This window comes from Pseudomonas putida (assembly GCF_016406145.1).
GTDB classification, from domain to species: domain Bacteria; phylum Pseudomonadota; class Gammaproteobacteria; order Pseudomonadales; family Pseudomonadaceae; genus Aquipseudomonas; species Aquipseudomonas putida_E.
This window is the reverse complement of record NZ_CP066306.1, coordinates 666,639-686,828: the sequence shown is the minus strand read 5'-3', so window position 1 is coordinate 686,828 and position 20,190 is coordinate 666,639. Positions and strand designations below refer to the sequence as shown.

Annotated in this window: 20 protein-coding genes; 5 read left to right on the top strand and 15 right to left on the bottom strand. The window is 62.2% G+C overall.

Going from position 1 to position 20,190, the window contains the following annotated elements:
- Positions 1–95: 95 nt before the first annotated feature.
- On the bottom strand, positions 96–857 hold the full coding sequence (locus JET17_RS03150) for a YdcF family protein (RefSeq protein ID WP_012312566.1): 762 nt from the start codon (positions 855–857) through the stop codon (positions 96–98).
- Positions 858–991: 134 nt separating this feature from the next.
- Complete coding sequence (locus JET17_RS03145) at positions 992–1,306, bottom strand: hypothetical protein (RefSeq protein ID WP_012312565.1); 315 nt, start codon at positions 1,304–1,306, stop codon at positions 992–994.
- Between the two features lie 227 nt (positions 1,307–1,533).
- Here JET17_RS03145 and leuS point away from each other — a divergent pair, with 227 nt between their 5' ends.
- From leuS to JET17_RS03120, 5 genes are all read left to right on the top strand, one after another.
- Positions 1,534–4,140: a leucine--tRNA ligase gene (gene leuS / locus JET17_RS03140; RefSeq protein WP_012312564.1), complete on the top strand. Its 2,607-nt coding sequence runs from the start codon at positions 1,534–1,536 to the stop codon at positions 4,138–4,140.
- 61 nt (positions 4,141–4,201) lie between these two features.
- Positions 4,202–4,807, top strand: coding sequence for an LPS assembly lipoprotein LptE (gene lptE / locus JET17_RS03135; protein WP_012312563.1), 606 nt, complete (start codon positions 4,202–4,204; stop codon positions 4,805–4,807).
- 37 nt (positions 4,808–4,844) lie between these two features.
- Complete coding sequence (gene holA, locus JET17_RS03130) at positions 4,845–5,882, top strand: DNA polymerase III subunit delta (RefSeq protein WP_042111870.1); 1,038 nt, start codon at positions 4,845–4,847, stop codon at positions 5,880–5,882.
- A 122-nt stretch (positions 5,883–6,004) separates the two neighbouring features.
- A complete protein-coding gene (arfA, locus tag JET17_RS03125; RefSeq protein WP_012312561.1) occupies positions 6,005–6,169 on the top strand; it encodes an alternative ribosome rescue factor ArfA in 165 nt (54 codons plus the stop codon).
- 60 nt (positions 6,170–6,229) lie between these two features.
- Positions 6,230–7,546, top strand: coding sequence for a lytic murein transglycosylase (locus JET17_RS03120; RefSeq protein ID WP_012312560.1), 1,317 nt, complete (start codon positions 6,230–6,232; stop codon positions 7,544–7,546).
- Between the two features lie 108 nt (positions 7,547–7,654).
- Here the strand turns inward: JET17_RS03120 and JET17_RS03115 are convergent, their stop codons facing one another.
- The 13 genes from JET17_RS03115 to JET17_RS03055 form a co-directional block, all read right to left on the bottom strand.
- Positions 7,655–8,593 carry a S66 peptidase family protein gene (locus JET17_RS03115; RefSeq protein ID WP_012312559.1) on the bottom strand — a complete coding sequence of 313 codons (939 nt, stop codon included), beginning with the start codon at positions 8,591–8,593 and terminating at the stop codon, positions 7,655–7,657.
- 86 nt (positions 8,594–8,679) lie between these two features.
- Positions 8,680–9,696: a lipoyl synthase gene (gene lipA, locus JET17_RS03110; RefSeq protein WP_012312558.1), complete on the bottom strand. Its 1,017-nt coding sequence runs from the start codon at positions 9,694–9,696 to the stop codon at positions 8,680–8,682.
- A 2-nt stretch (positions 9,697–9,698) separates the two neighbouring features.
- Entirely contained in the window at positions 9,699–10,346 is a 648-nt protein-coding gene (gene lipB / locus JET17_RS03105; protein ID WP_012312557.1) for a lipoyl(octanoyl) transferase LipB, read from the bottom strand.
- Complete coding sequence (locus tag JET17_RS03100) at positions 10,346–10,621, bottom strand: DUF493 domain-containing protein (RefSeq protein ID WP_012312556.1); 276 nt, start codon at positions 10,619–10,621, stop codon at positions 10,346–10,348. Before JET17_RS03100 ends, lipB begins: the two co-directional genes overlap by 1 nt.
- A 72-nt stretch (positions 10,622–10,693) precedes the next feature.
- Complete coding sequence (locus tag JET17_RS03095; RefSeq protein ID WP_012312555.1) at positions 10,694–11,854, bottom strand: D-alanyl-D-alanine carboxypeptidase family protein; 1,161 nt, start codon at positions 11,852–11,854, stop codon at positions 10,694–10,696.
- A gap of 254 nt (positions 11,855–12,108) precedes the next feature.
- Entirely contained in the window at positions 12,109–13,107 is a 999-nt protein-coding gene (locus JET17_RS03090; RefSeq protein WP_012312554.1) for a septal ring lytic transglycosylase RlpA family protein, read from the bottom strand.
- A complete protein-coding gene (gene mltB, locus JET17_RS03085) occupies positions 13,107–14,117 on the bottom strand; it encodes a lytic murein transglycosylase B (RefSeq protein WP_012312553.1) in 1,011 nt (336 codons plus the stop codon). Before mltB ends, JET17_RS03090 begins: the two co-directional genes overlap by 1 nt.
- A 17-nt stretch (positions 14,118–14,134) precedes the next feature.
- Complete coding sequence (rodA, locus tag JET17_RS03080) at positions 14,135–15,238, bottom strand: rod shape-determining protein RodA (RefSeq protein ID WP_042111868.1); 1,104 nt, start codon at positions 15,236–15,238, stop codon at positions 14,135–14,137.
- Between the two features lie 38 nt (positions 15,239–15,276).
- Entirely contained in the window at positions 15,277–17,166 is a 1,890-nt protein-coding gene (gene mrdA / locus JET17_RS03075; protein WP_012312551.1) for a penicillin-binding protein 2, read from the bottom strand.
- A 16-nt stretch (positions 17,167–17,182) separates the two neighbouring features.
- A complete protein-coding gene (gene rlmH / locus JET17_RS03070) occupies positions 17,183–17,650 on the bottom strand; it encodes a 23S rRNA (pseudouridine(1915)-N(3))-methyltransferase RlmH (RefSeq protein WP_008090421.1) in 468 nt (155 codons plus the stop codon).
- A gap of 9 nt (positions 17,651–17,659) precedes the next feature.
- Positions 17,660–18,082 carry a ribosome silencing factor gene (rsfS, locus tag JET17_RS03065; protein WP_012312550.1) on the bottom strand — a complete coding sequence of 141 codons (423 nt, stop codon included), beginning with the start codon at positions 18,080–18,082 and terminating at the stop codon, positions 17,660–17,662.
- A 45-nt stretch (positions 18,083–18,127) separates the two neighbouring features.
- Positions 18,128–18,820, bottom strand: a complete 693-nt coding sequence (gene nadD / locus JET17_RS03060; RefSeq protein ID WP_042111122.1) for a nicotinate-nucleotide adenylyltransferase — start codon at positions 18,818–18,820, stop codon at positions 18,128–18,130.
- On the bottom strand, positions 18,789–20,060 hold the full coding sequence (locus JET17_RS03055; RefSeq protein WP_012312548.1) for a glutamate-5-semialdehyde dehydrogenase: 1,272 nt from the start codon (positions 20,058–20,060) through the stop codon (positions 18,789–18,791). The genes nadD and JET17_RS03055 overlap by 32 nt, the downstream gene beginning before the upstream one ends.
- Between the last annotated feature and the right edge of the window lie 130 nt (positions 20,061–20,190).

The window sequence follows — 20,190 nt, the reverse complement described above, 5'->3', positions numbered from 1 at the left end:
CAGGATATCAGCGGCGCCACAGATATCCTGGGACTGCTGCGCAGTCCTTTCGCGACACAAGGCCGCTCCTACAAGGGCTCGAGTGCTCTCTTGAATCAATAGAACAATCGATACCCCGCCAACCCTACCGCTTCATTCAGCAATTGCCCGCTCTGCCACATCGCCCGGCTTTCCGGCAGCAACCCGGCAAACGGCCGCGCATGATCCCGCCCAAGGAACCCCATCGGGGCCGGTATCACCTCAAACCCGGCCTGCTCGAAACTCCAGCGCGAACGCTGCATGTGCCACGCCTGGGTCACCAGCACCACACGCCCAATACCCAGTGGCTTGAGTAATTGCGCGCTGAATTGGGCATTTTCCCACGTGGTCCGGCTGGCCTCTTCCTTCCATTTGACCTCGACAGCGAAATCTTCACGCAGCCGATCCGCCATCAGCTGCGCCTCGCTCGGCGGCGTACCGTAGTGCAAACCGCCGCTGGTCAGCACCGGCAAACCCGAAGCCTTGGCCAGTCGCGCGGCAAAGCGCATGCGCTCAAGCGCCGTTGCCGAAGGCTGGTCCTCACCGCCCCAGGCCGGATCGCCACGCTCACGCCCTGCGCCCAGCACGACGATGGCATCCGCCCTTTGCGCAAGTCTGGCCCAATCGCCTGATGCCAGCGGCGGCTCGGTTTCCAGCAGGCGCGCACCGTGCTGCACCACAAGTGGCAGGCTCATCAACCACAACCCGCCCAGCCCCAGCACAAAGCACAGCGCCGCCAGCCGCGGGCGCCGGGCGCGCAACCACCAGGCTGCCAGCAACAGCAGGAACAGGATGCCCGGCGGCATCAACCATTGTTTGATGAAAAATCGAATCGGCATCGGCTACACCTCCTTGGCAGGCGTGCAGCCTATGAGGATCGGCGCCGGTCAACAAGTGCGCTGCCGGCGCCGATCGAGTGAAGTGTTTGTTGAATTACCGGGGCGCGATGGCCTGCGCCGGGCGTCCTGAACGGCTAGCGATGTGGCAGCGTCCTGGGTGTCGCCGTCGTGGCGGGGCGTTTCTTGTCCTTGAGCCAGATGATCTTCGCCGATGTCGGTTCCGCATGCGGGTAACTACCGGCGCAGGCATTACGGCGTTCCGGGACCGAGTCCAGGTAAGCCTTGATCACTTCGAACTCTGCATGGCTCAGGCCACGCAACTCCAGCTCGGCTGGCATCTCGTCGCGCAATCGTACCGACGTTCTGGCGACTTCCAGGGCCAGGCCAAGACGGTCGATCAGGCGTTCGTAAAGCTCCGGTTTGATTGCGGGTAGCTGCGTCTCTCCCATCCGTTCACCTCATTGAAGATAAAGAATATCTCCCCCCACACCTGAGCTTAGCGCCGCTTCGAAAAGCAGCCCGATGCAGCGACCAGCGGGCATTCGCAATCAGGGTTTCCCACGATGCGCGGCGCTACTGTATGCTACGGCGTTCACTCTCACGACACCGGAGTGCCGGACGCAGCGAGGTTCCGCTGCCTGGAACAAGGTCTCTTCTCTCTCAGCCAAAAGTAGCCATGCACGAACAATACACGCCCCGTGATATCGAAGCCGCCGCCCAGCATTTCTGGGACGAGCAACAGTCGTTCGCTGTTACCGAACAGCCAGGCAAAGACACCTACTATTGCCTATCGATGTTCCCGTACCCGAGCGGCAAGCTACACATGGGCCACGTGCGCAACTACACCATCGGCGACGTGATTGCCCGCTACCAGCGCATGCTGGGCAAGAACGTCCTGCAACCGATGGGCTGGGACGCTTTCGGCATGCCAGCGGAAAACGCGGCGATGAAAAACAATGTCGCCCCGGCCAAGTGGACATACGAAAACATCGACTACATGAAGACCCAGCTCAAGAGCCTGGGCCTTGCCATCGACTGGGCACGTGAAGTCACCACCTGCAAGCCGGACTACTACCGCTGGGAACAGTGGCTGTTCACCCGCCTGTTCGAAAAAGGCATCATCTACCGCAAGAACGGTACCGTGAACTGGGACCCGGCCGACCAGACCGTGCTCGCCAACGAGCAGGTCATCGACGGCCGCGGCTGGCGTTCGGGCGCGCTGATCGAAAAGCGCGAAATCCCCATGTACTACTTCCGCATCACCGACTACGCCGACGAGCTGCTGGAAAGCCTCGACGAACTGCCGGGCTGGCCTGAGCAGGTCAAGACCATGCAGCGCAACTGGATAGGCAAGTCGCGCGGCATGGAAGTACAGTTCCCGTACGATCAGGCGAGCATCGGCCACGAAGGTACGCTGAAAGTCTTCACCACCCGTCCGGACACCCTGATGGGCGCGACTTACGTTGCCGTTGCCGCCGAGCACCCATTGGCTACCCAGGCTGCCCAGGGCAACCCGGCGCTGCAGGCATTCATCGACGAGTGCAAGAGCGGCAGCGTTGCCGAGGCCGACATGGCCACCCAGGAGAAGAAGGGCATGCCCACTTCCCTGCTGGTCGAGCACCCCCTCACCGGTGAAAAGCTGCCGGTATGGGTCGCCAACTATGTGCTGATGCACTACGGCGACGGTGCCGTAATGGCCGTGCCGGCCCACGACGAGCGCGACTTCGAGTTCGCCCACAAGTACAACCTGCCGGTCAAGGCTGTGGTGCGCACCAGCGCCGGCGACGAAGTCGGCAGCGAATGGCAGGCTGCCTACGGCGAGCACGGCCAGCTGATCAACTCCGGCGAGTTCGACGGCCTGGACTTCGCCGGTGCCTTCGACGCCATCGAGGCGGCCCTGATCCGCAAGGAACTGGGCAAATCCCGCACCCAGTTCCGCCTGCGCGACTGGGGCATCAGCCGCCAGCGTTACTGGGGCTGCCCGATCCCGATCATCCACTGCCCGTCCTGCGGCGACGTGCCGGTGCCGGAAGACCAACTGCCGGTCACCCTGCCAGAGAACGTGGTGCCGGACGGCGCCGGTTCGCCCCTGGCGCGCATGCCTGAGTTCTACGAGTGCAGCTGCCCGAAATGCGGCGCCGCGGCAAAGCGTGAAACCGACACCATGGACACCTTCGTCGAGTCGTCCTGGTACTTCGCCCGCTACGCCTCGCCGAACTACGACAAAGGCCTGGTCGATCCGAAAGCGGCTAACCACTGGTTGCCGGTCGACCAGTACATCGGCGGTATCGAACACGCCATCCTGCACCTGCTTTACGCGCGCTTCTTCCACAAGCTGATGCGTGACGAAGGCCTGGTCACCTCCAATGAACCGTTCAAGAACCTGCTGACCCAGGGCATGGTGGTCGCCGAGACCTACTACCGCGTCGCCAGCAACGGTGGCAAGGACTGGTTCAACCCGGCCGACGTCGAAATCGAGCGCGATGCCAAGGCCAAGATCATTGGCGCACGCCTGAAGACCGACGGCCTGCCGGTGGAAATCGGCGGCACCGAAAAGATGTCGAAGTCGAAGAACAACGGCGTCGATCCGCAGTCGATGATCGAAGCCTACGGCGCCGATACCTGCCGCCTGTTCATGATGTTCGCCTCGCCGCCTGACATGAGCCTGGAATGGTCGGACTCCGGCGTCGAAGGTGCAAGCCGCTTCCTGCGTCGTGTCTGGCGCCTGGCCCAGGGCCACGTCAACCAAGGCCTGCCGGGTAAACTGGACCTCGCCGCACTGAACGACGAGCAGAAGGTCATCCGCCGTGCAATTCACACCGCGATCAAGCAGGCCAGCACCGATGTCGGCCAGTACCACAAGTTCAACACCGCCATCGCCCAGGTGATGACCGTGATGAACGTCCTGGAGAAGGCCCCCCAGAGCACCGAACAAGATCGTGCGCTGCTGCAGGAAGGCCTGGAGGCCGTCACCTTGTTGCTGGCCCCGATCACCCCGCACATTTCCCACGAACTGTGGAAGGCGCTGGGCCATGAGCAAGCCGTTATCGATGCTTGCTGGCCAGTTGTCGATGAGAGCGCTCTGGTGCAGGACACCGTAACCCTGGTGGTCCAGGTCAACGGCAAACTGCGTGGCCAGGTAGAAATGCCTGCAGCCGCCAGCCGCGAAGAAATCGAAGCCGCCGCCCGCAACAACGAAAATGTCCTGCGCTTCATCGATGGCCTGACCATCCGCAAGGTCATCGTAGTGCCAGGCAAGCTGGTCAACATCGTCGCCAACTGATGGCAACGCCCACCTGCAGCCAGTGCGGGTGGGCGGTATCGGCCCACAAGGGAGCAACAACATGATCAAACGCAATCTGCTGGTATTGGGCCTGGCCATCATGCTCAGCGCCTGCGGTTTCCAGCTGCGCGGCACCGGCACCTCCGAGCTCAGCGTCAAGGAAATGGACGTCAGTGCACGTGATGCCTACGGCCCGACCGTGACTCAACTGCGCGAAGTACTGGAGCGCAGCGGCGTCAATGTGCACACCGGCGCCCCGTATCGCCTGGTACTGACCAACGAACAGCAAACCCAGCGCGCAGCGTCCTACGCCAGCAGCAACCAATCTGCCGAGTACGAACTGACCACAGTGCTCAGCTACAGCATCCTTGGCCTGAACAACCTGGAGCTGATGAGCGACAAGCTGGAAGTGCGCAAAATCTATGTACGCGACGGCGGTAACATCACCGGCTCCGACCAGGAAGCCACTGTTGCCCGCGAAGAAATGCGCCGCGACCTGGTCAACGCCATGGTCGTGCGCCTGCAGATGCTGACCCCGCCTCAGCTGGACCAGTTGCAGCGCGAAGCTGACGAACGCGCCAAGGCCGAAGCCGCCGCACTGGAGGCTGCGCGCAGCCAGCAGGCGGAAACGCCGCAGCAATCGCCGCTGGAAATTCCGGGCAATTAAGCCCGTGCGGGGCACTCCGGTGCCCCGCCTGTTTCCGATGAAGCTCGCCCCCGCCCAACTCAACAAGCACCTGCTAGGCGCTCTGGCCCCGGTCTATGTGGTCAGTGGCGACGATCCGCTGCTGTGCCAGGAAGCCGCCGACGCCATACGCAATGCTGCGCGTCAGCAGGGCTTTGACGAGCGCCAGGTGTTCAGCGCCGACGCCAGTTTCGACTGGGGAACCCTGCTGCAGGCGGGCGCCAGCCTGTCCCTGTTCGCCCAACGCCGGCTGCTGGAACTGCGCCTGCCCTCGGGCAAGCCTGGTGACAAAGGCGCTGCAGCGTTGATGGAATACTGCGCCAACCCTGCCGAGGACACCCTGCTGCTGGTCAGCCTGCCCAAACTCGATGGCAGTGCGCAGAAGACCAAATGGGGCAAGGCCCTGATCGAGGGAAGCCATTGCCAGTTCATCCAGATCTGGCCGGTGGATGCCCAGCAGTTGCCGCAATGGATCAGCCAGCGTTTGGCACAGGCCGGTCTTTCGGCCCAGCGTGATGCGGTCGACCTCATTGCCGCACGTGTCGAAGGCAACCTGCTGGCTGCTGCTCAGGAAATCGAAAAGCTCAAACTGCTCGCCGACGGCAGCCAGGTCACCGTCGAGACTGTGCAGGCGGCAGTTGCCGACAGCGCGCGCTTCGATGTCTTCGGCCTGGTCGATGCCATTCTCAATGGCGAAGCTGTGCATGCCCTACGGATGCTCGAAGGCCTGCGCGGCGAAGGAGTAGAGCCGCCTGTGATTCTGTGGGCCCTGGCGCGCGAACTGCGTCTGCTGGCAGGGCTTTCGCAGCAGTTCAGCCAGGGCGTGCCCTTGGACAAGGCCTTCAGCCAGGCCCGTCCACCGGTATGGGACAAGCGCAGGCCGCTGGTCAGCAAAGCCCTGCAGCGCCTGTCGGCGCAACGCTGGGCGCAGCTGCTGCAGGATGCCCAGCGCATCGATGCGCAGATCAAGGGGCAAGCCGAGGGTTCTCCATGGACCGGGCTGTCACGCTTGTCATTGCTCATGGCCGGGCAGCGGTTGGCTCTACCGCCTGAGTGACTCAAATACTGGGAGCCTGTTTGCAGCCTCGGTATTTCAAACCATTGACACAATCAATTGGCACCGGCCTCTCTACAGGCCTAGAGTCCGCCCCGAAACCCACCCGATCCGGGAAACCCGCCATGAGCAAAAAGCCGAAGAAGCAAGGCCACAACAAGGCCAAATCCATCGTCGCCCAACCCTTGTTCCGCTGCCGTCAGGAACGACCGGACAAAGGCAAAGGCAGCTACCGCCGCGAAGCCTTCCAATCGAGAGATTGGGAGGCTTCTTACTTTTTGGCCGCATGAAAGCATCGAAAGCGCAGGCATGATATGGTCGACACCTGACCTGAAATTCTGGATCTGTGCATGCCCTTCAGTCTTACCCCCCGCTGGAAATCCCGCCAGCTGCTCGCGGCCTCCAGCTTAATCCTGCTCGTCGCCTGCGCGGAAAAGCCCACCGCCGCCGACGCCCTGCCGCTGGCCCCCGCCCAGCCCGCGCCGGTAGTGACTCTGCCCAGCGCCAAGCCCGACGTGAGTACTGAAATTCAGCCGCTGCAAACATTTGCCCAATGGCAGGCCGGCTTCCGCCAGCAAGCGCTGCAGGCCGGTATCTCGGCAAACACCTTCGACCGCGCGTTCATTGGCGTGACGCCGGACATGGATGTGATCAAGGCAGACCGCAGCCAGCCCGAGTTCACCCGCCCGGTGTGGGAATACCTGGAGGGTGCGCTGTCGCCATTGCGAGTGCGAAACGGCAAGAAACTGCTTGAGCAGAATGCCGAACTGCTCGCCCGCCTCGAACAGCGCTATGGCGTAGACCGTCAGGTCCTGGTCTCGGTCTGGGGCATGGAGAGCAACTTTGGCCAGTTCCAGGGTAGCAAGTCGGTAATTCGCTCACTCGCTACCTTGGCGTATGAAGGCCGCCGCCCGCAGTTTGCCCAGGATCAGCTGATTGCCGCGCTGCAGATCATCCAGCATGGGGACATCCAGCCAGAGGCCATGCGTGGCTCCTGGGCCGGCGCCATGGGCCAGACCCAGTTCATCCCCACCACCTACAACACCCATGCAGTAGACTTCGACGGTGACGGCCGCCGCGATATCTGGAACAGCACTCCGGATGCCTTGGCATCGACTGCGCACTACCTGCAGAGCTCCGGCTGGAAGCGCGGGCAACCATGGGGCTTCGAGGTTCAGGTACCTGCAGGCTTCGACTTCTGGCTGGCCGATGGCGCACTGCGCAAGCCCGTCAGTGAGTGGTTGCAACTGGGTGTGAAACTACCGGCGGGCACAAAACTGCCAATGGGCAGCAACGATCTTTACGCAGCCCTGCTGCTGCCGGCCGGCGCCCGTGGCCCGGCATTCCTGGTGCTGGACAACTTCCGCGCCATTCTCAAGTACAACAACTCATCGTCCTATGCACTGGCCGTGAGCTTGCTGGGCGATCGTTTCTCGGGCTGGGGCTTCATCGCTGGCAGCTGGCCGAAGGAAGACTTGCCGCTAAGCCGCAGCGAGCGCATGGAGCTGCAGAACCTGCTCAACGCTAACGGGCATGATGCGGGCAACCCCGATGGCATCATCGGTGCCAATACCCGCAAAGCCATTCGCAATGCACAGCAGGGCTTTGGGTGGCCAGCGGATGGGTACCCGACGCATAAGTTGCTCGATAGCCTGCGTCAACGGTGAAAATGCCGGGGGCGCTTTGCGCCCCATCGCGACACAAGGCCGCTCCTGCTCATCCCCCTGTAGGAGCGGCCTCGTGTCGCGATGGGCCGCAAAGCGGCCCCGACAATCTCACCCCTTGAACAAATCCTGCGCCAACACCAGGCTCCGCGCCTCGCTGTCCAGCACCACCTCAGCCCCCAGCGGCAAACATACGTTCGGGTCACAATGCCCGCTGCGCCACCCTGCCAGCACCGGCACACCCAACGGCGCGAAGATGTCCAGCAACAGGGGCGTCAACGCCGCCACGGTGATCCCGGCAAAATCCCCCACCAGCACCCCCTTCACCCCCGCGAGCTTGCCTGCCAGGCGCAACTGGGTCAGCAGCCGGTCCACCCGATAAAGCGGCTCGTTGACATCCTCGATGAACAGGATGCAGCCCTTCGTATCGATCTGCGCCAGTGTTCCCAGGGTCGCACCCAGAATCGACAGGTTGCCGCCCAGCAAACGCCCACTGGCAACGCCAGGCACCACGCAATTCAAGACGAACTCAGCCGGGTGCACGATGACATCACCCTGCCCTAGCGACCCACTCAATTGCGCCATCAGCGACGACTCGGTCGGTGCGAGCTTGGCGCCCAGCAGGTCAGCGTTGAGCATCGCCCCATGAAAGCTGATCAGGCCGCTATGGCGGTAGATAGCCGTGTGCAGCGCGGTAATATCGCTATAGCCGATCAGCGGCTTGGGGTTGCGCCGGATCAGGTCGAAGTCGAGCTGATCGAGCAGGCGCATGCTGCCATAGCCACCGCGCATGCACAGGACCGCGTCAATGGTCGGGTCAGCGAAAGCATCGTGCAGATCCTGTAACCGTTGCTGATCTGAGCCCGCCAGATAGCCTTCGGCCTGCCCCACTCCAGGGTAGATACGGCAGCGATAACCGCGCTCGGCAAACCACTGGCCAGCCTTTTGCGCATCCAGCCTTGCCGGCCCGGCCGGAGCGACGATGGCGAAGCAGGCATTGCCGGGCAGCGCGGCGGGCAGGCGGTGTTCAAACGTTTCGGCGCAATTCATCGCAACTCCTTGCAGCGCTGGGCACAAAAACAAAAATGCCGATGCCGCCTTACGGCGTGCATCGGCATGTACGGCTCAAACCAGGATCAGAGCTTGATCTTGGCTTCGTGAGCCTGCTGGTCGGCATGGTAGGACGAACGCACCAACGGGCCCGATGCGACGTTCTTGAAGCCCATCTTGTAGCCTTCCTCGGCAAACCAGGCGAAGGTGTCAGGGTGCACGAAACGCTGCACTGGCAGGTGGCTGCGCGAAGGCTGCAGGTACTGGCCGAGGGTAAGCATGTCGATGTCATGCTCACGCATGCGGTGCATCACTTCGATCACTTCTTCGTCGGTCTCGCCCAGGCCGAGCATCAGGCCCGACTTGGTCGGTACGTGTGGCACCATCTGCTTGAACTTCTGCAGCAGGTCCAGCGACCAGTCGTAGTCCGAACCAGGACGTGCGGCCTTGTAAAGGCGCGGGACGGTTTCAAGATTGTGGTTGAAAACATCCGGCGGCTCTTGCGCGGTAATCTCCAGGGCCACATCCATCCGGCCACGGTAATCCGGCACCAGGGTTTCCAGCTGTACGCCCGGCGACAGCGCGCGGATCTCACGGATGCAGTCGGCGAAGTGCTGGGCACCACCGTCGCGCAGGTCGTCGCGGTCTACCGAGGTGATCACTACGTACTTCAGGCGCAGGTCGGCGATGGCAACAGCCAGGTTTTTCGGCTCGTCCACATCCAGCGGTTTCGGCCGGCCGTGGCCGACATCGCAGAACGGGCAGCGACGGGTGCAGATGTCGCCCATGATCATGAAGGTGGCGGTACCACCGGAGAAGCACTCACCCAGGTTCGGGCAGGAGGCTTCTTCGCATACGCTATGCAGCTTGTGCTTGCGCAGCAGTTGCTTGATGCGGTCCACCTCGGGGGAAACCGGGATGCGCACGCGGATCCAGTCGGGTTTCTTGGGCAGCTCATCGGTAGGGATGATCTTCACCGGGATACGCGCCACCTTGTCGGCACCACGCAGCTTGACCCCAGCTTCCACCTTCTTCGGCGCTGGGCGCGGGGTGGCATCCTGGGTAGGTATCAGGTTCGGCACGGCTTCTTGCACAGTTGTCATATTCAGTCGATTCCGCCCGTCAGGGTCGTCTGCTCAGCATAGTCGAGGTGCTTGACCAGCTGTCCGCGCAGCCTTGTCCTGACCTCGTCGAGTTCGATCGGGCCTGCCAGGTCACGCAGCTGGGTCATGGCCAGCCCCGCATACCCGCAGGGGTTGATTCGGCGGAATGGCGCAAGGTCCATGTCCACGTTCAGAGCAAGGCCGTGAAAAGAACGGCCATTGCGGATTCGCAGGCCGAGGGAGGCGATTTTCGCTCCGTCGACATAGACACCCGGCGCATCGGGCTTGGCCGCAGCGCTGACACCGTAACTGGCAAGCAGCTCGATCAGCGTCTGTTCGATGCGGCTGACCAATTCGCGCACACCAAAGCCAAGGCGGCGCACGTCCAGCAGCAGGTAGGCAACCAGTTGCCCGGGGCCGTGGTAGGTCACCTGGCCACCCCGATCGGTCTGCACCACCGGAATATCGCCCGGTACTAGCAGGTGCTCGGCCTTGCCGGCCTGGCCCTGGGTGAAAACCGCGGGGTGCTCGACCAGCCAGATTTCATCCTGGCTGTCCGGGCTACGCTGCTCGGTAAAGCGACGCATGGCTTCCAGCACCGGTTCATAGGGCTGCAGGCCAAGCTCGCGAAAACCGAGACAAAGGGACATCAGAGCACCATTTTCACGATGCCGGTGGCACGCAGTGCGCTGTTTATATCGTGCAGCTGATTTTCGCTCTCGGCAACGATGTGCAACTGCACCGTGGTGTACTTGCCTTCCTTGCTCTGGCGCTCGGCCAAAGTGGCGAGGTCGACTTTGGCATGCTTGCTCAGGACCTCGATCACCATGTCCTTGAAGCCGACAACGGTATCGCCGATGACCTTGATCGGGTAATCGGCGCAGGGGAATTCGATCTTGTGCGACTTGACGTCAGGTTCGCTCATGGCGGAAACGGCCTCGTAAGCCGTGGCAACAACAACGCCCCCGCAGGATTTCGGGGGCGTGCAGGTCACGTATCAGTTGAACAACCCGTAGAAGAATAGACGGATGCTATCCCACATACGACGGATGAAACCACCTTCCTCTACGCCATCGAGGGCGATCAGGTCGGCGCTGTGAACCACGTTCTCGTCCAGTTTGACTTCCACTTTACCGATCACGTCACCTTTGGCGATCGGTGCGGTGAGCTGCGGGTTCATGGTCATCGACGCCTGGAGGCGCTTCATCTGGCCCTTAGGCATGGTCAGGGTCAGGTCGTCGGCCAGGCCGGCTTTGACAATGCTGGTGGCGCCTTTCCAGACCGGGGCCTGGGTCAGTTCGGTGCCCTTCTGATAGAAGGTCTGGGTTTCGAAGAAGCGGAAGCCATAGGTCAGCAGCTTCTGGGTTTCGGCAGCACGGGACTGCTCGCTATTGGTGCCGAACACCACCGCGATCAAGCGTTGGCCGTCGCGTACAGCCGAGGCCACCATGCAGTAGCCGGCTTCTTCGGTGTGGCCGGTCTTCAGGCCATCGACCGTCTTGTCACGCCACAGCAGCAGGTTGCGGTTTGGCTGCTTGATGTTGTTCCAGAAGAACTCTTTCTGCGAGTAGATCGCGTAGTGGGCCGGGTCGACGTTGATGATCGCGCGAGCCAGGGTAGCCATGTCATGGGCCGAGGAGTAGTGGTCCGGGTGCGGCAGACCGGTCGGGTTCATGAAGTGGCTGTTGGACATGCCCAGGTCGGCGGCAGTCTTGTTCATCATGTCGGCAAAGGCATCTTCGCTGCCAGCGATGTGCTCGGCCAAGGCGACCGAAGCATCGTTGCCCGACTGGATGATGATGCCATGCAGCAGGTCACTGACGGTGACCTGGCTACCGACCTTGATGAACATGCGCGAACCACCGGTACGCCAGGCATTCTCGCTGACGGTGACCGGATCGTTCTCGCCGATCTGGCCACGGCGGATGTCCAGGGTGGCGATGTAGGCGGTCATCAGCTTGGTCAGGCTGGCCGGCGGCAGGCGCTCGTCACCGTTGTTCTCGACCAGCACATTGCCGCTGGACGCGTCCATGAGTACGTAGGACTTGGCTGCCAGTTGCGGTGGTGCCGGCATCATCTGCTCTGCCGCAAAGGCAGCAGGCGTGATCATCAGCAGTACGGGCAGGCAAAGTCGTTTGGCAAGGTTGGTGATGTTCATCCGTCTCTCGAAAATCGCTAATGGTCTGAGATGTTCCCTGGGCCACATCGTGTGCCCAGCGCCAGTCAGTCTAATTTTTGCGGCTCAGGGCCGAGCCCACGAAGTGCGGCTTTATGTCGCTGCGGGCAAAAGCGGACATTGTACATGGCCGCGCCCGTCAATTCATGACAAAACAGACAGCTAGAGGCTCAAGCTGCAAGACAAGGCTAAGTGCAACTTGGCTTCTGCTTGAAGCTTGCGGCTTGCCGCTGCCGTCAGTCTGTGACCAGCTTGGCCTGGCCAAGGTTCGCCAGGCGAATGCTGTCCTGCGCCTGCTGGATTTCGCCCTGGCTGCTGATCGGCCCCAGGCGCACGCGGTGCAGGGTCTGCTGGTTACGCACGATGGAGCTGATGAACACCGGTGCGCTGACCATGGTGCTCAGCTTCGAACGCAACAGCTCGGCGGCGTCCGGGTTGGCAAACGCGCCCACCTGCAGGAAGCTGCCACCGTTGCCTGCCGGCACATTGTTGCCACCCACTTGCACTGGCACTACGGGCGCTGCGTGTTGCTGCGCCGGCGGCGACCATTGCTCGACACGCCCGGTGCTGGCCGCAATCGCCTGAGTCTGGGTGGCCTGAGGCTCCTTGAGCATCAACGGCGGCTGCTGGCCACGCTGGGCCCACCATTGCTGGGGATCGATACCTTCGACCCGCACGTGCGCGGTGCCGCTCTCGGCATAGCCGAGCTTCTTGGCTGCGGCATAGGACAGATCGATGATGCGGTCGGAGTAGAACGGGCCACGGTCATTGACCCGCAAGATCACACTGCGCCCGTTGGCAAGGTTGGTCACCCGCACGTAGGCCGGCAGCGGCAGGGTCTTGTGGGCTGCGCTCATGCCATAAAGGTCGTACAGCTCACCGTTGGCGGTGTTCTGCCCATGGAACTTGGTGCCGTACCACGAGGCGGTGCCTTCGGCACGGTAGTTGCGCGAGTCCTGCATGGGGTAGTAGGTCTTGCCCAGCACCGTGTAAGGGTTGGCCTTGTAGTTGCCAGTGTGCACGGTCGGCGTCGCGTCCGGGATCTTGTTCACATCCACGTCCCACCACGGCGCACCGTCCTTGTGGGCACGGTTGATATCCAGGCCAGGCTGCGCACGAACGGTATTGCCGCTTTTCTGGGGGGCGGGCCGGCTGGAGGAGCAACTGACCAGCAGCATGCCGACGGTCATGCAGGCCAGCAACTTGAAGGTATTGGCAGAAATCATTGCGCGCATTACTTGACGCCCCGTGCTTGGACCAGCTGTTCCGAAAGCTGATGCACCGCCATGGCATACATCACGCTGCGGTTGTAGCGAGTGATCGCGTAGAAATTCTTCAGGCCCAACCAGTATTCAGGCCCGCTTGCGCCTTCCAGACGGAAGGCGGTGACTGGCAGATCACCGCGCAACGCATCATGACTCGACCAGCCAAGCGCCTGCAACTCTGCGACGGTTTTCACCGGCTCGATGCCCGTGGTCAGGCCTTCGTCTGCCCGCGCACCACTGACCTGGGCGCGACTGACCACGCCCTGCCCAGCCACCCAGCCGTGCTCTTTGAAGTAGCTGGCGACACTGCCGATGGCATCGTCGGGGTTGTTCCAGATATTGATGTGGCCATCGCCATCGAAGTCCACCGCGTAGTTGCGAAAGCTGCTCGGCATGAACTGCGGCAGGCCCATGGCACCGGCGTATGAACCTTTGAGGGTCAGCGGGTCGAGCTGCTCTTCGCGCGACAACAGCAGGTACTCGCGCAGCTCCTTGCGGAAGAACTCGGCGCGTGGCGGGTAATCGAAGCCCAGGGTCGACAAGGCGTCGATCACACGGTAGTTGCCAGTGTTGCGGCCAAAAAAGGTTTCTACGCCGATGATCGCGACGATGTACTGCGCCGGTACGCCGTATTCCTGCTCCGCCCGGGCCAGCACCGCTTCATGCTGGCGCCAGAAGTCCACACCGCGGGCGATGCGCGCGTCGGTAATGAACATCGGCCGGTAATCCTTCCACGGTTTTACCCGCTCGGCCGGCCTCGAAATGGCGTCCAGGATCGATTGCTTGCGCTGGACCTCGCGGAACACGCCCATCAACTGCTCGCTGGCAAAGCCATAGTCGCGGCTCATCTCACCGACGAATTCGGCCACCTGAGGCGAGCCGTCATAATCGCCGGCATGCGCCTGCTGGACAGCGGCGAACAGGCCCACCGCGCCGAACCACGGCGCAAAACGGGCAGCCCAGTTACGCACTGCTTGCATGAAATTCTTCACCTTTTTCAAACCTGTGCGATCCATTTACGGTGCGTATGGATCGACATGAGAACGCCAAACGCTGACAGCAGCGTCACCAACGAAGTTCCGCCATAACTAATGAAGGGCAGCGGCACGCCCACCACGGGCAATAGGCCGCTGACCATACCGATATTGACGAATACATATACAAAGAACGTCATGGTCAGGCTGCCTGCAAGCAGCTTGCCGAACAAGGTCTGCGCCTGAGCCGTAATCATCAGCCCACGACCGATCAGCAAGAGGTAAACGATCAGCAGCAGGCAGATACCGACCAGGCCGAATTCCTCGCCGAGCACGGCGATGATGAAGTCGGTATGGCTCTCGGGGAGGAAGTCCAGGTGCGACTGGGTGCCAAGCAGCCAGCCCTTGCCGAACACGCCACCCGAACCAATGGCCGCTTTGGACTGGATGATGTTCCAGCCGGTACCCAGCGGGTCGCTTTCAGGGTCGAGGAAAGTCAGCACACGCTGTTTCTGGTAGTCGTGCATGACGAAGAACCACATGGCCACCGCCACAGGCACGGCCGCCGTCAGCACGCTGAGGATCCAGCGCCAGCGCAGGCCGCCCATGAACAGCACGAAGGCGCCGGAGGCAAGGATCAGCAACGCCGTACCCAGGTCCGGCTGGCGGACGATGAGGATGAACGGCACGCCAATCAGCACCAGGCTGATGGCCACATGTTTCAAATGAGGCGGCAAGGTGCGTTTGGACAGGTACCAGGCGATGGTCGCCGGCATGATGATCTTCATGAACTCCGAGGGCTGGAAGCGGATTACCCCGGGTATGTTGATCCAGCGCGTGGCGCCCATGGCGTTATGGCCCATGACGTCCACCACGACCAGCAGCAGCACCCCTGTGAGATAGGCAAGAGGCACCCAGCGCGCCATGAAGCGGGGTTCAAGCTGAGCGATGACGAACATCGACACCAGCCCGATACCGAATGAAGTGGCCTGCTTAAGTAGCAAATCCCAGTTCTTGCCGCTGGCAGAATAGAGCACGAACAGACTGCCGGCGGCGAGGGTCAGCAGGATGACCAGCAAGGGGCCGTCGATGTGGATGCGCTGCAGGAAGCTGGCGCGTCGACGCATCACGTCCTCGCTGGAGAGCATGCGATCGAAATTGTTCTTCACGGGGCCGTTTCCTGGGCGACAGTGGCAGGAGCGAACTCGGCTTTGAGCCGACCGTTCTCGTCGAGCAGCCAGGCGTCCATGATCTGCCGCACCACGGGTGCGGCTACACCGGAGCCGGACTCGCCGTTCTCGACCATCACCGAGACCACGATCTTCGGATCGTCGGCCGGGGCGAAGGCGACGAACAACGCATGGTCGCGGTGGCGCTCCTGAATTTTGTTGCGGTCGTATTTCTCGCCCTGCCTGATCGCTACCACCTGCGCGGTACCGCTCTTGCCGGCAATGCGGTACTGGGCACCGGCCGCAGCCTTGCGTGCGGTACCGCGGGCGTTGTGCATCACCTGCTCCATGCCGTGGGTGACCTTGGCCCAGTCGGACTTGTCACGCAGGATGATGTTTTCCATCGGGTTCGGGTCCACGGGCGATTGACCCTCGATGGTCTTGGCCAGGTGCGGACGGTTCCATACGCCCTTGTTGGCGATCAGCGCGGTGGCCTGGGCCAGTTGCAGCGGTGTTGCCTGCATGTAGCCCTGACCGATGCCCAGAATCAGGGTTTCACCGGGGAACCAGGCTTGGCGGCGGGTGGCGCGCTTCCATTCACGCGACGGCATCAGCCCCGCCGACTCCTCGAACATGTCCAGGGCAACCTTCTGGCCGATGCCGAACTTGTTCATGTAGGTGGAAAGCCGATCGATACCCATCTTGTGGGCAAGATCGTAGAAATAGGTGTCATTGGAACGCATGATTGCGGTATCCAGGTCGACCCAGCCATCACCACTGCGGTTCCAGTTACGGTATTTGTGATCGTAGTTGGGGAGTTGGTAATACCCCGGGTCGAACACACGGCTGCCGGCATTGACCACACCGCTGTCGAGGCCGGCGATGGCAACCGCCGGCTTGATGGTCGAACCCGGCGGGTACAAGCCGCGCAGCACGCGGTTGAACAGCGGCCGGTCGATCGAGTCGCGCAACTCGGCGTAGGCCTTGAAACTGATGCCGGTGACGAACAGGTTGGGGTCGAAACTCGGCTGGCTGACCATCGCCAGCACTTCGCCGTTGCGCGGGTCGAGCGCTACCACCGCACCACGGCGCCCACCCAACGCCGCTTCGGCAGCTTCCTGCAACTTGATGTCCAGGCTCAGCACGATGTCTTTGCCAGGTTTCGGGTCGGTGCGTTTGAGGACCCGCAGCACGCGCCCGCGAGCATTGGTCTCGACCTCCTCGTAACCGACCTGGCCATGCAGGTCGTCTTCGTAGAAGCGCTCGATGCCAGTCTTGCCGATATGGTGGGTGCCGCTATAGTTCACCGGATCAAGGCTTTTGAGCTCTTTCTCGTTGATCCGCCCGACATACCCTACCGAATGGGCGAAATGCGCCCCTTGCGGGTAATGCCGCACCAACTGGGCGACCACTTCGACGCCAGGCAAACGGAACTGGTTGACCGCCACGCGGGCAATCTGCTCTTCGTTCAGCTCAAACAGGATCGGTACTGGCTCGAAGGGGCGCCTGCCCTGCCTCATGCGCTTTTCGAACAGCGCACGGTCGTCCGCTGTCAACTCCAGCACTTCGACGATGGTATCCAGTACTTGCTGCCAGTTGCCAGCACGCTCGCGGGTCATCGACAGGCTGAAACTGGGCCTGTTGTCAGCGATGATCACCCCGTTGCGATCAAAAATCAGCCCGCGGGTCGGCGGAATCGGTTGCACGTGCACACGATTGTTTTCCGACAACGTCGAGTGGTAGTCGTACTGGATGATCTGCAGGTAGTACAGGCGTGCGATCAACACGCAGACAAGCAGCATGATCGCCACGGCGCCGACCACGACGCGGTTACGCACCAGGCGGGCGTCTTTCTCGTGGTCCTTGAGGCGGATCGGCTGCGACATCGGACTGCTTACAGGCTCATTTGTGGTAAGGGTGCCCGGACAACACTGTCCAGGCGCGGTAGATCTGCTCGCCGATGAGTATCCTTACCAACGGGTGCGGCAAGGTCAGCGGCGACAGCGACCAGCGTTGCTCGGCGCGCGCACAAACCTCAGGCGCCAGCCCTTCCGGGCCGCCCACCATCAAATTCACCGTGCGCGAGTCCAGCCGCCAGCGGTCCAGCTCGGTCGCCAATTGCTCGGTGCTCCAGGGCTTGCCATGGACCTCGAGGGTGACGATGCGTTCCCCAGGCTGAACCTTGCTCAGCATGGCCTCACCCTCCTGACGAATCAGGCGGGCGACGTCGGCATTCTTGCCACGGGTGTTCAGCGGAATTTCCACCAGCTCCAGCGACAGCTCTTGTGGCAGGCGCTTGGCATATTCATGCCAGCCTTCCTCGACCCACTTGGGCATGCGCGAGCCGACCGCGATCAGGCGCAGACGCACGACGCTTCCTTATTCCCGGTCTTTGAGCTTGTCGGTGAAGTAGTCGCTGGCGTTTTCCGGGCTGTGGTGCTTGGCATCGGCGGCGCGGCTCTGTTCGGCACCCAGCCACAGGCGCTCCAGGTCGTAGAACTGGCGGGCAGCGGCGGTCATCATGTGCACGATGACGTCGTTCAGGTCCAGCAGTACCCAGTCGCTGTCGCCCTTGCCTTCTTCGCCCAGAGGCTGCGCACCTTCTTTCTTGACCGCTTCACGGACCTTTTCCAGCATCGCGTTGATCTGGCGATTGGAGGTACCGGTGGCAATGATCATGTAGTCGGTCAGGCTGTGCTTCTCGCGAACGTCGATGACCTGGATATCCTGGGCCTTGACGTCTTCCAGCGCGCTGATGGTCAGCTTGACCAGTTCTTCGCCATTGATTTTCTGCTTGCTCATATAAAACTCGTTCAACTCGTTGGATGAGGCGCCCACAGGGCACCGTCAGTTAGGCGCACGATACAGTTCATGCGCCTCGATGTAGGCCAGTACGGCGTCCGGCACCAGGAACCTCACCGACCTGCCGCTGGCCAGCAGCTGTCGGATCTGTGTAGCCGACACCGCAAGCGGTGTCTGCCAGACGAACGAAATACTACCCGCCGGGCCGGACATGGCGGTGGGATCGCTCTCGGAGCGCGCGGCCAACAGGTTGCGCAGCTCGTCAGGGGGTTCAACGTCGGCATCCGGGCGTTGCAACACCAGGATGTGACAGTGTTGCAGTAATTCTTCCCAGCGGTGCCAGCCAGGCAAGCCACAGAAGGCATCCCAGCCCAGCACCAGAAACAGCTGGTCATCAGCGCCCAGTTCGGCGCGGACCGACTCCAGCGTATCGATGGTGTAGGACGGTTTGTCGCGCTCAAGCTCTCGGGCATCCACGCTCAGGCGTTCGACGCCTTGCACGGCCTCACGCACCATCGCCAGGCGATCTTCGGCCGCCACCTGCGGGGTGTCGCGGTGCGGTGGCCGGGCATTGGGCAACAGGCGCAGTTCTTCCAGCCCCATGAACTCAGTGACCTCAAGCGCGCTGCGCAGGTGGCCGATGTGCACGGGGTCGAAAGTACCGCCAAGAATGCCGATGCGCCGGACTGCCTGGGCCTTGCTCAACTCAGCAGGACTCCTGGCCGCGCAGCTGGCCATCGCCGATCACCACGTACTTCTCGCAAGTCAGGCCTTCCAGGCCGACCGGGCCGCGGGCGTGCAGTTTGTCGGTGGAAATACCGATTTCCGCGCCCAGGCCATACTCGAAGCCGTCGGCGAAACAGGTCGGGGTGTTGAGCATCACCGACGCCGAGTCCACCTCGGCCATGAACTGACGAGCCTGGCCCTGGTGTTCGGTAATGATCGAATCGGTGTGATGCGAGCCGTAGTGGTTGATGTGCTCGATGGCCTGGTCCAGGCCATCGACCACACGAATCGACAGGATGGCGTCGAGGTACTCGGTGTGCCAATCGTCTTCGCTGGCCGGCTTGGCCTCGATCAGCGCACGGGTACGCTCGCACCCGCGAAGTTCGACGCCCTTTTCCTGGAAGCGGCGGGCCATTTCCGGCAGGAAGCCTTCAGCCACACGTTGGTCGACCAGCAGGGTTTCCATCGCACCGCAAATACCGTAACGGTAAGTCTTGGCGTTGAAAGCAACACGCCAGCCCTTGTCCAGGTCGGCGTGCTCAGCGACGTACACGTGGCAGATACCGTCCAGGTGTTTGATGACCGGCACGCGGGCATCGCGGCTGATGCGTTCAATCAGGCCGCGGCCACCCCGAGGGACGATGACATCGACGAACTCAGGCATGCTGATCAGCGCGCCAACCGCCTCACGGTCGGTGGTCTCGACCACCTGAACCACGGCGGCCGGCAGGCCGGCCTCGGCAAGGCCACGCTGAATGCAGGTAGCGATGGCGCGGTTGGAGTGAATGGCCTCGGAGCCGCCGCGCAGGATGGTGGCGTTGCCTGACTTCAGGCACAGGCTGGCGGCATCGATTGTCACGTTCGGGCGCGATTCGTAGATGATCCCGATCACCCCCAGCGGCACGCGCATCTTGCCGACCTGAATACCCGACGGACGATAGCTCATGTCGCGGATGGCGCCGACCGGGTCCGGCAGGCTGGCCACCTGGCGCAGGCCGGTGATCATGCCGTCGATACGCGCAGGGGTCAGGGCCAGGCGGTCGAGCAGGGCAGGCTCCAGACCATTGGCACGGCCGGCGGCCAGGTCCTGTTCGTTGGCTGCGGCAAGCTCGGCACGCGCGGCGTCCAGTGCATCGGCAGCAGCCTGCAGGGCGCGGTTTTTCTGCGCAGTGCTGGCGCGGGCGATCACCCGGGAGGCCTGGCGAGCGGCGCGACCCAAACGGGTCATGTAGTCAAGAACGGACTCAGTCATGGGTTCGGTGTCTTGGCGAAGGGGAAATCGGCTGATTATAACTGCCGCGCAGGTATACGCCCAGCGGCGGGTGGCGGATGGTAGAAAATGGCAGACAAGAATCTGTAGGAAAGATGTAACCGCTCTTATC